Annotated in this window: 10 protein-coding genes; 1 reads left to right on the top strand and 9 read right to left on the bottom strand. The window is 69.3% G+C overall.

Annotated elements, in window-relative coordinates; genetic code table 11:
• A partial coding sequence (locus QHF83_RS28075; protein ID WP_282421034.1) for a hypothetical protein occupies nucleotides 1-1,359 on the top strand: 1,359 nt, incomplete at its 5' end.
• A 110-nt stretch (nucleotides 1,360-1,469) separates the two neighbouring features.
• Here the strand turns inward: QHF83_RS28075 and QHF83_RS28070 are convergent.
• The 9 genes from QHF83_RS28070 to QHF83_RS28030 form a co-directional block, all read right to left on the bottom strand.
• Nucleotides 1,470-2,744 carry an MFS transporter gene (locus QHF83_RS28070; RefSeq protein WP_348980474.1) on the bottom strand — a complete coding sequence of 425 codons (1,275 nt, stop codon included), beginning with the start codon at nucleotides 2,742-2,744 and terminating at the stop codon, nucleotides 1,470-1,472.
• 140 nt (nucleotides 2,745-2,884) lie between these two features.
• Nucleotides 2,885-3,814 carry a PAS domain S-box protein gene (locus QHF83_RS28065; RefSeq protein WP_282421032.1) on the bottom strand — a complete coding sequence of 310 codons (930 nt, stop codon included), beginning with the start codon at nucleotides 3,812-3,814 and terminating at the stop codon, nucleotides 2,885-2,887.
• Nucleotides 3,815-3,983: 169 nt separating this feature from the next.
• Nucleotides 3,984-6,110, bottom strand: coding sequence for a hypothetical protein (locus tag QHF83_RS28060; protein WP_282421031.1), 2,127 nt, complete (start codon nucleotides 6,108-6,110; stop codon nucleotides 3,984-3,986).
• A 46-nt stretch (nucleotides 6,111-6,156) separates the two neighbouring features.
• Complete coding sequence (locus QHF83_RS28055; protein WP_282421030.1) at nucleotides 6,157-6,951, bottom strand: PhzF family phenazine biosynthesis protein; 795 nt, start codon at nucleotides 6,949-6,951, stop codon at nucleotides 6,157-6,159.
• 21 nt (nucleotides 6,952-6,972) lie between these two features.
• A complete protein-coding gene (locus QHF83_RS28050; RefSeq protein WP_282421029.1) occupies nucleotides 6,973-8,910 on the bottom strand; it encodes an MEDS domain-containing protein in 1,938 nt (645 codons plus the stop codon).
• 163 nt (nucleotides 8,911-9,073) lie between these two features.
• Nucleotides 9,074-10,624, bottom strand: coding sequence for a hypothetical protein (locus tag QHF83_RS28045; RefSeq protein ID WP_282421028.1), 1,551 nt, complete (start codon nucleotides 10,622-10,624; stop codon nucleotides 9,074-9,076).
• Between the two features lie 58 nt (nucleotides 10,625-10,682).
• Entirely contained in the window at nucleotides 10,683-13,091 is a 2,409-nt protein-coding gene (locus QHF83_RS28040; RefSeq protein ID WP_282421027.1) for a DUF1592 domain-containing protein, read from the bottom strand.
• The gene (locus QHF83_RS28035; RefSeq protein ID WP_282421026.1) at nucleotides 13,088-14,365 is read right to left on the bottom strand and encodes a DUF1552 domain-containing protein; all 1,278 of its coding nucleotides are present in this window, start codon (nucleotides 14,363-14,365) and stop codon (nucleotides 13,088-13,090) included. Before QHF83_RS28035 ends, QHF83_RS28040 begins: the two co-directional genes overlap by 4 nt.
• Nucleotides 14,366-14,458: 93 nt before the next feature.
• Nucleotides 14,459-15,388, bottom strand: a complete 930-nt coding sequence (locus QHF83_RS28030; RefSeq protein ID WP_282421025.1) for a hypothetical protein — start codon at nucleotides 15,386-15,388, stop codon at nucleotides 14,459-14,461.
• Between the last annotated feature and the right edge of the window lie 153 nt (nucleotides 15,389-15,541).

Genomic DNA, 15,541 nt, shown 5'->3' with positions numbered 1-15,541 from the left:
GGCGGCGTTGGCGGCACGGGCGGCACGGGCGGCACGGGCGGCACGGGCGGCGCGGGCGGCGCAGGCGGCGCGGGCGGCGGGGGCGGCTCCGAGGAGGCGAAGCCCGTGACCGTGCCCATTTCGGAGATGGGACACGATCGGCTGTACGGCGTGGCGTTCGACGCGCAGGGCAACATCTACGCGGCCGGCAACACGGCGGCGAGCACGGCCGCGGACGCGGATTTCTCGACGATCGTCGTGAAATTCAAGCCGACCGGCGAGATCGATACGACGTTCGGCAATGGCGGCATCGCGACGCACAACGCGGCCGTCGGGACGAACGGCGAGGTGACGCGCGGGATCGTGGTGCAATCGACGGGGAAGATCGTCGTCGCCGGCACGATCGAGCACGCAGGCGCGGCGGACGCGCGGGATCGTGACATCGCGGTGACGCGGTTCAACGCCGACGGGACGCTCGATACGAGCTTCGGGACGAACGGGGTCGCCGTGCTCGATCTGAGCGAGGGCGAGCTCGTGGGCAATACCTACGTCGCGGATACGCAGTGGGGCCTGAACGTCTACACGGACGATCGGCTGCTCGTCGTCGGCGCGCAGAAGGCGCCCGGCCGCACGGACACCGATTTCGCCGCGGTGCGCCTGAGCGCCGACGGGGCGATCGACAATGCTTTCGGGACGAACGGCGTCGCGCTGCTCGACATCGCCCAGCAGAACGCGACCCCGAAGTCGGGCCGGATCCTCGCCGATGGCAGCGTCATCCTCGCCGGGTACAACCGGGACGCGGACAATATCGTGTCCCCTGTGATCTACAAGCTCGACGGCGCGGGCAAGCTCGATACGACCTTCGGCGTGGGCGGCGTGTTCAACCAGGTCGTGCTCGCTTCGGTCGCCGAGGCTTACGACGTGGTGCCGCAAGGGTCGAACTTCGTGACCGTGGGCTACGGTTCGAATGGCGGCGGCGATAACCTCGACTGGCTGTCGCTCCGCATCACGGCCGACGGCAAGCTCGATACGACGTACGGCCAGAATGGGTACGTCCGCGTCGACCTGGCCGGTCAAAACGACAACGGCCGCGCGCTGATCAGCCTCGGCGACAAACGCTCGCTGCTCGTGGGCGGCGGCAGGCCCACGGCCGACAACGTCGACGCGATGGTCGGTGTGCTGACCGAGAACGGGGCGGTCGATACGACCTTCGCGCCGAACGGCTGGAAGCAATACGATCTCGGCGGGGCGGCCGATATGTTCTGGGGCGTGGCGCTGTCGCCCGACCAGAAGCACGCGGCGATCGTCGGGACGAAGTCCGTGGGCATGGGCCCCGGGAACGACGACGGCGTGCTCCTCCTCCTGCCCGTCGGGAACTGACGTCGCCGTCCCTCGTAAGCCGATCCGAGATGTGAGAGCGTACGGTTTGTCGCCGTCGCCGGGGGTTTGTCAGGCCCGGCGCGGCGGTGAGCCGCGCACAGGCATCCCCGTCATTGCTTGTTCGTCGTCTGGCCGAGGCCCGAGGCGATCTCGGGCAGGATCCCGAGCCTGACGTAGATCGGCCTCGCCGCGCGGCGCAGCGCGGGTAACTTCCGCAAAAAAACCGCCACGCCGACGAGCGTCACGAAGCCGCCGAGCCGCACCGTCATCGGCGCGCCGAGACGCGCGCCGAGCCAGCCCGCCGCGAGGCTCCCGAAGGGGGCCATGCCGAAGAAGGCCATCGTGTAAAAGCTCATCACGCGGCCACGTTTGTCCTCGTCGACGAGCGTTTGCAGCAGCGTATTGCTCGCCGCCATCTGCACCATCATGCCGCCGCCGACCACGGCCATGAGCGCGATGGAGACGGGCAGCCACCTCGAGAACGAGAATGCGACGAGCCCCGCGCCGAAGAGCGCGCCCGCGATGACCAGCATGCGCCCGAGGCCGAGCACGCTGCGGCGCGACGCGAGGAGGAGCGCGCCCGCGACGGCGCCGATGCCCGAGGCGCCCATGAGGAGGCCGAGGGAATGGGGGCCGCCGCCGAGGACACGCGCGGCGAAGAGGGGCATGAGCACGGTGTACGGCACGCCCGCGAGGCTCACGAGCGCGAGCAGGAGCAGGAGGGCGCGAATGGGCGCGAACGAGGCCACGTAGCGGAAGCCTTCGCCGAGGTCCGCGAGGATGCGGCTCCGCGCGGCCGCCGGCGCCGCGGGCCGCAAGCGCATCATGAGGAGCGACGCGATGACGCCGAGATAGCTGATGGCGTCGATCAAAAAGCAGGTTCCCTCGCCGACGGCCGCGATGAGCACGCCTGCGACGGAGGGGCCGAGCAGCCGAGCGGCGTTGACCATGGAGGAATTGAGGGCGATCGCATTCGCGAGATCCGCCCGGTCCTCCACCATTTCGACGACGAACGCCTGCCTGGCCGGCGTGTCGAAGGCGTTGATGAGCCCCTGGAACGCCGAGAGCGCGAGCACGTGCGCGACCGTGATCGTGTGGGTGAGCGAGAAAAACGCGAGCAGGGCCGATTGCACCATCGCGAGCACCTGCGTGACGACGAGCATGCGGTGGCGGTTCCAGCGGTCGACGAGCACGCCCCCGAACGGGGCGAGGAGGAACGTCGGGATCTGGCCCGCGAAGCTGACGAGCCCGAGCATCAGCGCGGAGTCCGTCAGGCGATACACGAGCCAGCTCGTGGCGACGCGCGTGAGCCACGTGCCGATGAGCGAGATGCCCTGCCCGAAGAAAAAAAGCCGATAATTGCGGTGCAGGAGCGCCCGTCCCATGGCCCGCAGCGTCGATTCGCCGGGCGCCTTCGAGCTCACGAGGCAGATCCCTCAGGTGTACAGGCGCGCATCATGCGTGGTCGTGGATGAGCAACAAGCACGCCAGCGCCGGCGCGAGGTCGGCCTCCCGCGCTGAAGCCTCAGGCTGCGCGGCCGCGCGAGAGCCGGAACGCATGGGTGATCGCCGCCTGCAAATTCGCGCAGGTGACGAAACCCGAAAAGTCAGCGCCGATATCCACGAGGGTGCGCGCCACCTCGGAGCGAATGCCGCTCAAGATCATCTGCGCGCCGAGCAGGCGCACGGCGTGCGCGGTCCGGACGAGCGCGGCCGCCACCTGTTCGTCGAGGTCGACGACGCCCGTGACGTCGAGGATGGCCACGCGCACGCGCCCGCCGCTGATGCCCGCGAGGAGCACCTCGAGCACCCGGTCGGCGCGGTTCGCGTCGATCGCGCCGATGAGCGGCATGGCCACGACGTCGTCGCGGATCGGGACCAGGGGTGTCGAGAGCTGGCGCAGGCGCTCCTCGCTGGTCTGCAGCGCCTCGAAGGCCCGCTTCTGCTCGGTCATGTCGAGGATCTGCGAGATGAAATGGACCGGCGCGCCGTCCTCGTCGCGCACGAGGGCGACGTGGAGCAGGACGTGGATGATCGAGCCGTCCCGGTGGATGTACCGCTTCTTGAGCTTGTAACGCGGGATCTCGCCGCGGATGGTCTTGCCGACGAGCTCGATGTCGGTCTCCAGGTCATCGGCGTGCGTGATGTCCTGGAAGCGGAGCGCGAGGAGCTCCTCGGACGTGTATCCGAGCATCTCGGCGAGCGCGCGATTGACGCTGATGAACCGCCCTTCGAGGCTGACCGTGGTCAGCCCGATGGGCGCGCAGTCGAACATCTGCTGGAATCGCTCGGCATTGAGGTGCCGCTCCCGGTCGGCGAGCGCGTGTTCCTCGATGAGCAGGCGCGCCTCCTCGACCTGGGCGCGGAGCGCCTGGTTCTCGGCGAGCAGCTCGGTATTGCGGCGCTCCAACTCGACGTAACTGGGCGCACTGTAGCTGAGGATGTTGGTGCTCATGGTCCCGGTGCGGCGAGGAATGTCGGCCCAGGATACACCCCCTTGCGCGCCTCAGGAACTGTCTGAATTGGTAATGTTTAGTACGATGGCGCCTGCGGTTGCGGAATTCGTGTGGTTACTTTCTGCCAAACCATTGACGAAGATGACAATTGCAGAAAGGCTGAAATTCCTACGTCCGCAGAACCGCCCCGCCTCCGACCGCGTCCACGACGCGCACCCCGCCCGGGGGAAAGCCGATCGCCACGAGCCGCGGCGCGCCCTTCGGTTGTGTATGATAACGCTTCCACACCGGCGAGACGCCGCCGCCGTGCCGCCGAAAGACCTCCCGCTCGGTGACGAGCCAAGGGACGCCCTCGTCGTCGAGGCCCATCGCCACGGGGATGCCCTCCGCCTCGGAGGCCTCGACCGCGGAGCCGCCGCGATCGAAGCGCATCATGACGCCGACGCCCGCGGCCCACGCCTCGCCCTCGGCGCCCGCCACGCAAAGGAGCAAGGCGGGTTTGTCGTTCAAGCTCGCCGCGGAGGAGCGGACCTCCTGGTCGTATCCAATCCACAAGGCGCGCGCCTTCTTGCCGCGCAAGCTGCCCGCGACGAAGAAGCCGAGCGGGCCCGAGGCAATCGCGGAGACCTCGCCGCCGAGCGGCAAGAGCAGCGGTTCGGCAAAACGCACGCCGTCATTCGAGAGCCAGAGCTCCGGCCCGCCCTCGCCCGCGTCGGCCGTCACGACCCCGAAGGCGCGGCCGTCGCCGAGCGCCGCCACGATCGGGCCGACGGGCCCCTCGTCCGCGCGCCTGGGCAACATGCCCTGCACGAACGATTCGCCGCGCTGCAAGAGGACGTGGGCCGGGCCGACGAGCGCGATGCCGCCGCCCGGGCCACGCACGAGCCATCGCGATGCGGCGATCTGCGCTCGATAGGGTCGGGGGACGTCGACCGAGAACGTGCGCGGTTCCTTTTTGGACAAACCATGCAGCTCGCTGCCCGAGCGCGCGAATCCCCAGGGGCCCGGGAGGAACACGACGCCGCCCGGCTCCAGGAGGAGCGGTTTTTCGCTCGTGGTCCGCGGCGGCGCGAGCGCGTCCATCGCCGCGAAGACCTCCTCCTCGGACGGCAGAATGCGCGTCTTGCGGAACGAGGTCATCGGCTGATGCTCGCGCGCCGCGATTTCGATCCACCGCGCGGCGGCCGCTTCGAGGGGCGGGAGGAGCGCCTCGGCGAAGGCCTCGATCGAGGGGAATCGCGGCGGCGAGCCCTCGAACATGGATGCGCCGAGCAATTTGCGAGCGTGTGGCTCGTAAAACGTGGCGCCGTCGAGATCCCACGTGCCCTCGGGCAATACAGGCGAGGCGCCCTGCCGGAGCGCGAGATCGATGGCGCCGAGGAGCTCCTCGGCCGCCAGAAAGCCGCGGTGGAGCTTCTTCGCCGTGCGCAGGCTGCGACGCTCGCCCACGTACCAGGAGGGCATCGAGCGGCACCATTCCTCGCCCGTGAGCATGAACCAGATCGTGGAGGCGAGCGCGTGTACGTCGGTCCACGGGCCGACGAGCGGATTGCGCCGCGCGGGCGCGACCGACGAGAGCGCCTGCTCGGGGCCGCCATACCCGAGCGTGATCCCCTGCACCGTGGCGAGCGTGAGGCCGTCGACGCGCGCGATGCCACAATCGGCGATCTTCGGCGTCTCGTCGTCGAGCGGGCCCGCGACGAATACGTTGTCGGGCTTGAGGTCGCGGTGGAGGATGCCGAGGCCGTGGAGGACGCGGACCCCTTCGAGCATGCCACGCGCGAGGCGAAACGCGCGCACCGGATCCACGCCCGTCTCGCGAGCCTTGTACACGCGGTCGGTGAGCGTCGCGCCCTCGCTCGACGCTTCGACGTATTCGAGCGCGATCCAGGGCAGCACGAGGGGCGATTCCCCATCGAGCGCGACGAGGGCGCTGCCGTGCCCGTAATAGCCGATCACGAATTCGCTGGGCGGGACGAGGTTCTTCACCCGATCGAGCGCCTCGATCTCGCGTCGGGCGAGATCCCGGCTCGTCATGCCCATCTGCGAGAGGCCCTGCTCGGTCCCGGGCTTGACGAGCTTCACCGCGACCCGCGAGGGCGCGAGCTCCGAGAGTCCGGGCGCCGCCGAATCCGCGTCACGCTCGGCGAGGAATACGGCGGACATTCCGCCGGAGCCGAGCCACTGCACGAGGGAGAGGCCCGAGGGCTCGCCGGTCTCGGGATCGACGAGCGCGGGTTTGTCGTCGGCGAGATCGGTGAGCTCGAGGTCGGTGCACCGCAGAACGGGAATCATGGGCCGCCGGCACGATACCTTGCCGCGCGGCGTCAGGGAAGCCGGTTCAGAGGCGCATCCGGCCTTCGATCACGAGCACCGCGCCGCCCGCGAGCAGGACGCGATCGCCTGCGAGCGTGCAGTCGAGCTCGCCCCCACGCGTGCTCACCTGCCGCGCCCGGAGCCGCGCGCGGCCGAGCGCGGAGGCCCAGAGGGGCACGAGCGTGCAATGTAGCGATCCCGTCACGGGATCCTCGGGGACGCCCTTCGCCGGCGCGAAGAAGCGCGACACGAAATCGACGTCCGCGTCGATTCCCGTGCCCTTCGCGGTGACGCCCACCGCGAACGTGTCGAGCCCTGCGATCTTCGCCATGTCGGGCCGGAGCGCGCGCACGTCCTCGGCGCTCTCGAAGACGGCCACGATGTCACGCGCGGCGTGGGCCGCGATCGGCCGCTTGCCGAGCGCCTCGGCGAGCGCGTCCGTCACGTGCGCGGGCGCGGGCGGGCGCGCGGGCAGGTCGATCGAGAGCAGGCCCTCGGCGCGCCGCACGACGAGCTCGCCGCTTCGCGTGTGAAACGAGACGAAAGGGAGGTCCGGCGAGAGGAGCTCGAGGACCACGTAACCCGCGGCGAGCGTGGCGTGTCCGCAGAGGTCGACCTCGACCGAGGGCGTGAACCAGCGCAACTCGTGGCGCTCGCCCTTTCGCACGATGAATGCGGTCTCCGAGAGGTTGTTCTCCGCGGCGATCGCCTGGAGCGTCGCGTCCGGGAGCCACGCGGGCAGGGGACAGACGGCGGCGGGGTTGCCGGCGAAGGGGCGGCGCGTGAAGGCGTCGATCTGATAGAGCGGGATCTCGGTCACGGGTCTCCTCCGAGGAGACCTTTACCACGATACGTTGGAGGAGACATCGGTCGCATTCGCGCGGAGGGCGAGCGCCTCGGGCACATGCGCCCCGTCCACCGGCAAACGTACGACGAATTCGCTGCCCTTGCCCTTGCCGTCGCTATGGGCCGTGACACTCCCGCCGTGGAGCGTGACCATGCTGCGCACGATCGCGAGCCCGAGCCCGAGCCCGCCTTGCGAGCGGTCGAGCGCTTGTTTTTCCTGGGTGAAGAGGTCGAAGACCTGCACGAGCATCTCCGGCGCGATCCCGATGCCGCTGTCCTTCACGCGCAAGACGACGTCCGCGTCCTCGCGCGAGGCCGTCACCACGATTTGCCCGCCGGGCTCGGTGTATTTCGCCGCATTCGTGAGGAGGTTCGAGACCACCTGCGCGAGCCGCCGGGGATCCCCGTGCACGGCGAGCCCCTCGCGCGGGACCGAGAGCGTCAGGCGGTGCGCACGTTGCTCGAGGAGCGGGCTCGCCATTTCGACGGCCCGTCCCACGACCTCGCTCATCTCGATGTGCTCGCGGGTGAGCTCCACCATGCCGCGCGTGATGCGCGAGACGTCGAGCAGATCGTCGACGAGGCTCACGAGGTGCCGGACCTGCCGCTTGATGACCGTGACCTCTTTCTCGGCGCCGGAGGAGCCCCGAATTTGCAAGAGCTCGAGCGCGGTCACGATCGGCGACAAGGGATTGCGCAATTCATGGCCGAGCATGGCGAGAAATTCGTCCTTGGCGCGGTCGGATTGCTCGGCCCGTCGGCGCGCCTGGTTCGCCTCTTCGTAGAGGCGCGCCCGATCGAGGGCGATGCCGAGCTGCCGCGTGATGTCGTCGAAGAGGGCGCGCTCGTGCGAAGCGAAGGGCCGCTCGTCGTGGTAACCAAAGGCGACCGCGCCGAGCCTGCGGCCGCTCGCGCTGATCGGGAGGACGACGAGGGCCCGAGACGTCGAGGCGCCCGCCTGCGGGAATCGCTCGGCGATGGCATGGGGCGTCGAGAGAAACGAGGCGGTCCCAGCCCGGAATGTCGCGACGAGTGGCTCCGTGTCCTCGATGCAATCTCCGAGCAGGCGAAGATCGGCCGTCTCCGCGTCGATGAGCGCGAGGGAACAGAAATCGGCGCCGACGCTGGCGCGGATGTCGCGGTCCATCACCTGCGCGATGGCCGCAGGAGCGCTGGCCTCGGAGAGCGCCGCCGTGATGGTTTGCAGGCGCGCGAGCTGCTCGGCGATCCTCCGCGCAGCCTTCTCCTTTTCTGTGAGCTCCTCGAAGATCGGCTCCGCCGTCGCGTTCGCCCCTGCACTTTCCGCGAGGTGCGCGAGCGCGACCGTGGCACACTCCATGGAATCCCACGAGCCCGCGCGGCGGGCGAGCGCGATGTCGTGATTGCGGACGACGTCGAGGATTCCATTGGGCGCGCAGCGGCTGAGTGAATATGTACAAACCGCAATGATACGCCGACCGTGGAATCCCTGGTGGACGCAGGCCTCGTAGGAGACGAAGCTGTCCCAGTCCTTGGGCTCGACGAAGCTCGTGTTTCCGGTGAGGCGAAGGCCGGAGAAGCCGCGGCGAAGGGCCTCGGCCTCACGATCGAGCCAGCGCTGCAGGACGGCATCCTGGGAGAGGTTTCCTTCACGGAGATACCAGTCCGTGTGGTCCAGGAGCTCGAGTTGGCCCTTGCGTTCGTAGTCTTCGAGGTCGGGGACGGCGGCGCGGAGGGCCTCGCGCGCATCGGTCGCCCGCAAGGGCTCGGCGGCGATCCAGAGGCATTTCTGGCCATGGGCGAGCCCGAACTGGAAGTACGGGATCAGCGTGTCGAGAAGCTCCTTCTGGCTCCGATAGAACTGGCAGACGTGCGCCCCCCACGGCAGCTCGCCGAGCGGAGGTGCTCCGCCGGAAGCCGCGCCCAGCGCCGTTTTGGGCATCCGGACAGCCATGGCAGAATGGTACGGAATTACCAGGAGCCCGGCAACGCCCTTATTTCGCAAAGGCGCTCCACGTTTTCCGGCGATGGGTGTCCCTCCCGGATGCACGCGCTTTTTGAAGGGTAGCACTGTACGTTTTGTCATGAATTTCGGGGTGGCGGGCAAACGTACGAGGTCAAAGGGTTGACTTGTCGAGCACCATGACCACGTCGGCCGCCGGGAGGACGACCTCGATGCCGGTCTGTCCGACATGCACCACATCCTCGAACGATTGCCCTGTTTCGAGGTCGATGGTCGTGCGATGGTAGGCGCCTTCGTCGAGGCGCGCGCCGAGGATACGAACGCTCCGCGGGGAAGGGGCCGTGATCCGGATTGTCAACCAGGTTCGCTCCCCGAGCGCGAGCGCGGGTGACGGCGGGATCACGACGACGGGGCGGCTCTCGGCGCGCGGATGAAAGGCCAGGCGGCTTCTGTCGAGCACTCTCGCCGCGGTCCGGAATTCGCCATAAAGGTCGTGCTTCTCGACGAGATCCCAGTACCAGAACATGGGCGTGCCGGCCTGATTGCGGAGCATGCCGGCATAAATGGCGTCGCGGAGGAAGGCACGCAGGTTCACGCGCGCGGGGTGCGACGGGCCGATCTCGCCGAAGAAGGCCGGCGCGCGGGTCGGGAGCCAGCCGAGGCGGGCGAAGAGCGTGACGGCGTCCGTGTAGAGGTGGGGTTGGAGGAAGTCCATGGCGCGCCACGTGGACGGCGGCGCGAGGAGCGCGCTCGTGGTCACCGGATGGCCGTACGGATCGAGGGCGCGGATGTATTGCGCCATTTCCTCGTGCCAGGCCGAGATGTCCGAGAATCGCCCGGCGAACGAGGCGTCCGTCCACTCGACCTCGTTCCAGAGCTCCCAGGCGAAGAGGGACGGAGAATGCGAGAAGCGGGCGACGGCGTGGCGGATCCACATTTTCATGCGCCGTTTCGCCTCGGCGTCCGCGAAGACGTCGGCCGCGTCCGTCAAGAATCCGCCGCGGGCCGCATTCCAGGGATGATCGGGCCAGTTCGGGTTGACGAGGGTGCTGAAGGATCCGTGGTTGAAGAGGACCATTTGCATCGAGATGCCCGCTTTTTCGCAGGCCTCGAAGAGGGCATCCCATTTCGCGAGCGCCGGCGGCCAGAGACGGTCCCGCGGCGCCGCCGGATCGTTCACGGCCCAGAACGGGTTCTTCCCGTCCCACGAGCTCGCCCAGATGCGCGTCCACTGGATCCCGGCGGCGCCCATGCGCGCGAGTTGCTCGGCCATGGGCGGCATGTCCGGCATCTGCCAGCCCAGGTTGAAGCCGAGCGGGTAATACGGCGTGCCGTCGTCCCACACGAAGCGGTTTGGATGGCGCGCGTCGACGCGGAGAAAGCCGCGCGGCAGGCGATTGTCGAGACGAACGTACGCGCTCCGGGCCTCGATGGGCTGGAGGACACCATTGCGATAGAGGAGCGGTCGATACGATCCGGGCCGAGGCGCGACGAGGACGGCCGCGTAGGCGGAGGTCCCGTCCGGGTAGGCGATACGCTCGAAGCGTTCGCCATTCGCGGAGAGGAAGACGACGCGGACGTCGTTTTCTTCGGGATCGTAGGGATTGCCCGGGAACTCCGCCTCGAAACGCGCGATGGCAGGGCCGTACCAGGCCGTGGGGAGATCCACGACGGGATCGGCGAGGGCGGGCGGCGCGGGGACCATGGTCTCCGCGAACCGTAGGGCCCGCCCGTCCGGATCGAAAGTCGGCCTTCTCGTTCGTTCAGCGCGTCGCGACGAAGCCGAAGCTCGTGGCCTGGCCTGGCGCGAGGGTGGCATTGTGTGCGGCGCCGACGAAGTGCGTCGTGCCGTCCGTCACCGTGTAGCTCGCATTCCAGATATTGTCGATCGTGCCGTCGACCTGCATCGGGATGGACCAGGTGAGGCTTTCTTTCCCGATGTTCGTGACCTCGACCGTGAGCTGATACCCGCTGCCCCAATCGCTATCGACGGTGGTCGCCACGACGTACGGGAGCGTGGGGCCGGGATCGCCGCCGCTCGCGCCCGCGCCGCCGGAGCCGGTGGGATCAGAACCTCCCGCGCCGCCGGCGCCGGAGCCGCCCGAGCCCGTGGGATTGCCGCCGGGCTCCGGCGGATCCGCGACACGCTCGGTGAAATGCGAGGTGCGGGTGAGCGCGACGAGGAGGTCGAGGACGCGGAGGTTTCCTTTCTGGAATTCGTCCGCGACCTGGCTCGAAAGGCAAGCGAGCCGGCCCTCGTCGAGCTGGCCGTACGCATACCGGAGCCACGAGCGCGCATAACAACCCTGCGCGTCGGCGCTGCCCGCGAGGACGGAGGCGAGCTCGGGGACGCCCACGAACGAGCCCGTGGTGGACGGGGCCGAGAGGATCTCGCCGGAGGCGTCGATCGGCAGGCCATTTTCGTCGGCGCGATACCGGCCGATGCCGTCGAAATGCTCGAAGGCGAAGCCGATGGGGTCGACGAGGTCGTGGCAGCTCCTGCAGAGGTCGACGGTGGTGTGCGCCGCATAGCGCTCGCGGGTGCTCTTCGTCGGATCGACGGGCGGCGGCTCGGCGACGACGCCGGGCGGCGGCGGCGGCAAGGGCTGGCAGAACAGGCGCTCGCGGACGAGCTTGCCGCGATGCACGGGCGAGGAGCCGGCCGGTTTTCCGTGCGTGGCGAGGACGCTGCCGTGCGAGAGGATGCCGGCGCGGCCGGAGCCTTCGAGCTCGACCATGCCGAAATCGTTCTCGCCCCCGGCGCCCGCGGGCGCGGGCAAACCGTAGAAAGCCGCGAGCTTCGGGCTCACGAAGGTGTAGGGGGCATCGAGCAGCTCCGCGATCGTGCCTTCCCCATTGCGGATGACGTGCCGCACGAAGAGGCGCGTCTCTTCGATCATGGCGGCGCGGATCTCGGCGTTCCATTCGGGGTAGGTGGCGGCGTCCTTGGGCGCGGCGTCGAGCCGGTCGAGCTCGAGCCAGGCAATGGCGAATCGCTCGAGGATCTCGTCGCTCCGGGGATCCTGGAGCAGGCGCTTGGCCTGGGCCTCGATCTGCTCCGGCGTGCCGAGCGCATTCGCGTCGGCGGCGGCGAAGAGCTCGTCGTCCGGCATCGTGCCCCAGAGCATGTAGGAGAGCTCGGTGGCGATCTCGTACGGGGTCAAACGAACGCGGCCGCCCTCGCCGGCGAGGGATTCGTCGCCGAGCTCGGTGCGGTAGAGGAAATGCGGCGACTGGAGCATGGCCGTGATCACGGCCTCGATGCCCTCGTTGAAGCCCTCCTTGGAGGCGATCGTCTGGTAGAGCGCGAGGTAACGCTGGGCGTCGTCCTCGCCGAGCGGGCGGCGGAAGGCGCGCTTGCCGAACGTCTCGACGAACGTCTTCGCGCACGCCTCGGGGCCGTCGGCGACGGGGTCACACGGCAGGATGCTCGAAGGGTTCGTCAGGGCAAGCGTGGCGATTTCCTCGGCGGCGCGGCGGACCTGGTCGGCGAAGAGCGGGCTCACGCGGAGCGCGTCCTCGTTGTTGTCGAAGCCGCCGATGACGATGTCGGGGACGAAGGAGGCGCCCCATTGCGACTCGATGCCGAAGAGCTCCGCGATCGTGGCGTCGTACTCGCCGCGGGTGAGGCGGCGGAGGACACGCGGGCCCGGCTGTACGGTGGTGCAAGCGGCGGACGGCGCGGCGCAGCCTTCGCCGCGGGTCGTGCGCGTGACGAAGAGCGAGAGCGTCGCGTAATCGGGGCTGCCCGGCTCGACGATGGTGCCGCCGGGATGGCCATTCGGGTGCTGGCCCGAGGGGCGCGAGAGGAGGACCGAGACGCCCGCGGGCTGGTCGACGGCGAGCGCGCGGGCCACTTCGAGGTTCTTTTCGAGGGCGCCCGGCTCGCTCCGCGGCGTGAGGACGAGGCGGCTCTTGCCGGCCATGCCCGTCGCGCTGTGGCAGACGAAGCATTTCTTTTCGAGCAGGGGCGCGTAGATGTTGTTCTCGAAGAACGCGAGGTCATCCGGACAACCGACGACGCCGTTGACCCCCTCTTTTTCGTCGTCCCCGCCGAGGCAGCCGGCGAAGGCGGCCGTGAGGGCGAGGGCGCCCGTGATCCGGATCGAAGTCGAGCGAAGGACAGTGCGCAGCATGGCCATGGCTCCCACGTTTTTGGAAAGGGGTTTCACGCGAAGAGCTCCGGCAGGGGACCCGAGCCTTTTGCCGGATCGCCGAAGGTCTTGTTGTCGAGGCCGAGGGCGTGGCAGACGGAGACGAGGAGGCGGTTGTGCGGCGCGCCGCCGAAGCTCAAATACCGGCCCGTGGCGAGGCCGCCGCCGCCCGCGAGGACGAACGGCACGGACTTGCAATCATGGAGGCGGCTGTCGCCGAGCTCCTTGCACCAGAGGACCACGGTGGAATCGAGGAGCATGCCGCCCTGCGGATCGGCCGTGGTGGCGAGGCGCTCGAGGAGGTAGGCGAACTGCTCGGCATACCAGCGCTCGGTGGCGATGAACTCGGCGACGCCCTTGGAGTTACTGTCGTCGCTGTGGGAGAGGCCGTGGTGGCCTTCCGCGACGCCGAGCCAGCTCATGACGACGGGGCCGACGGTGTGGTTCCATTGCACGGAGGCGACGCGCGTCATGTCGCAGGCGAGCGCGAGGACGAGCAGATCCATCTGGGATTTGCCGATCGTCGGGAACGCGTCGTTGTCATAGGTGCCGACCGAGGGCGGAGCGGCGGGCGGGGCGCAGAGCGGGCCTTCGAGGCCGGATTCGAGTTTTTTCAAAGACGCGAGGTGCTCGTCGAGCTTTTCGCGCTCCTGCGAGCCGACCCGGCCGCGCAGCGTGCCGAGCTCGCCGCGGAGCAGGTCGAGGATGCTCTTCTTGCGGGCGAGGGCCGCGTCGAGCTCCCCCGGGCCGCCGACGGCGTCGCCGAACATGCGGGTGTAGACGCTCTTCGGGCTATCGTCCGGCGGGACGAACTGGCCGGGGCCCGCGTACGAGATGCGGGTCTGGATGCCGCCGCCCCAGGCGCTCGTCTGCACGCCGAGCTCGAGGGAAGAGAATCGATCGTTCTGGCCGATGCGGGAGGCGACGTATTGATCGAGGCTCTTGCCCGCGGTCTCCGTGCCGACGGTGCCGCCGCCGGTGAGCATGGCGGCCATGCCGGCTTCATGGTTGTCGACGCCGTGGAAATCGATGCCGTCGCACACGATGAGGCGGCTCTTGTGCGCGGCGAGCGGCTCGAGGACGCTGCCCGCGGGGAAGGAGAAGTTCGCCCCGCTGCCGCTCGGGCGCCAGTGCTTGTGAATGGTGCCGTTTGGCGAGAAAAACACGACGAGGCGGCGGGCCGGCGTCGCGTTTTCGGCGCGAATGTCGCGCTCGAGGAGGCCGAGGACGGGGGCGGCGACGAGGGCCGCGCCCATGCCCGAGAGGAAGCGTCGACGGTTCCAGTGCTTCATGCCCCGGCCGCATCGCAACGGGCATGCCGGGGCGAGAGGATCAGGAAATCAGCCGGAAACGCAGGGGCGAGGGGAGAGGGGTGATCGGAGCGTTCATGGGGGGGTGATCGGGGCCATCACCCTGGCGCGGGACGATCCGTCGAACGGGAGGGTGCCGCCGAGGAAGGCCGCGGCGCCGCCCGGGAGGGGCGTGATGGCAAAAGCGGTCGCGGGGGTTTTTCCGGGCGGAGCCTGGGGGCGGGTGAACCAGAGGAACGTGGCGACGCCGAGGGAGACGACGGACACGCCGAGGGAGACGTTGGCGAGAATGAGCTTGGTGCGTACGGGATCGACGAGATCGGCGGTACAGCGCGGGGCGCAGGTCCCGTCGAGGTGGTCGTAATCGCTCTTCGCGCTCACGGCGAGGCCGGTGAATGCCGCGGCGCCCGCGAGGGCCACGCCGCCGAGGACGAGGGGCGCGAGGGGTAGGGGGCGCGGCGGAGGCGCGACGGGCGTGGGGGTTTTGGGCGGAGGAGGCGCGGCGGGCGCGAATCGAACGGAGAGGCGGCGGCGGCGTTCGCCTTCGCGGAGGACGATACGCTCCTCGACGGGAGGGGCGGAGGGCCACTCGTACCGGAGGCGGTGCTCGCCCGGATCGAGGGGGATCGCCTTGCCGTCGAGGGACGAGGCGAGCTCGCGTTCGCCTTCGAGGACGCGGACGTCGGTGAGGTCCTGGCCCTCGGGGCCGCGGGCCTCGAGCACGATCGAGGGGGTGCGCTCGTCGAGGTCGGCGAGCCAGTCGGCGCAGTCCTTGCGGACGATGGGCGGACAGGCTTCCGCGGCGCAAGCGAGGAAGCGCCCGCGCGCGGCCAGGAGCTTGCCCTGATCGCGCAGCTCCTGGCCTTGCTCGGAAGCGTCGGCGCAGGCCTGTTTTTGCTCGTCGGAGGACTCCTCGGGCGCGGCCGCCGCGGCGCGCGGGCAGGCTACGAGCAGGCCCGCGAGGGCAAAAGGAAGGAGGCAAAGGGGCGCTTGGGAGGGACGCATGGCGCGGGGTCGGCGACGCCGGAGCCTTCTTACCTACCGCTCGTGCTCGCCGGCGTCGAGCCTTCCGGTCGAAGCGCCCCGCGGCGGCCGCGAAGAGGTCGCGCACGAAAGCGCGCGCGCAAAACCTTGTCGCCGAGGCGAGGCCGCCGCATG

Source organism: Polyangium sp. 15x6 (genome assembly GCF_029960785.1).
Taxonomy (GTDB): Bacteria; Myxococcota_A; Polyangia; order Polyangiales; family Polyangiaceae; genus Polyangium.
This window is presented reverse-complemented; position numbering and strand designations above follow the sequence as displayed.

Coding starts and splice junctions, on each gene's coding strand:
- QHF83_RS28050 (WP_282421029.1), bottom strand. CDS start 8,910: ATGGCTGTCCGGATGCCCAAAACGGCGCTGGGCGCGGCTTCCGGCGGA.
- QHF83_RS28045 (WP_282421028.1), bottom strand. CDS start 10,624: ATGGTCCCCGCGCCGCCCGCCCTCGCCGATCCCGTCGTGGATCTCCCC.
- QHF83_RS28035 (WP_282421026.1), bottom strand. CDS start 14,365: ATGAAGCACTGGAACCGTCGACGCTTCCTCTCGGGCATGGGCGCGGCC.
- QHF83_RS28065 (WP_282421032.1), bottom strand. CDS start 3,814: ATGAGCACCAACATCCTCAGCTACAGTGCGCCCAGTTACGTCGAGTTG.
- QHF83_RS28070 (WP_348980474.1), bottom strand. CDS start 2,744: ATGGGACGGGCGCTCCTGCACCGCAATTATCGGCTTTTTTTCTTCGGG.
- QHF83_RS28060 (WP_282421031.1), bottom strand. CDS start 6,110: ATGATTCCCGTTCTGCGGTGCACCGACCTCGAGCTCACCGATCTCGCC.
- QHF83_RS28030 (WP_282421025.1), bottom strand. CDS start 15,388: ATGCGTCCCTCCCAAGCGCCCCTTTGCCTCCTTCCTTTTGCCCTCGCG.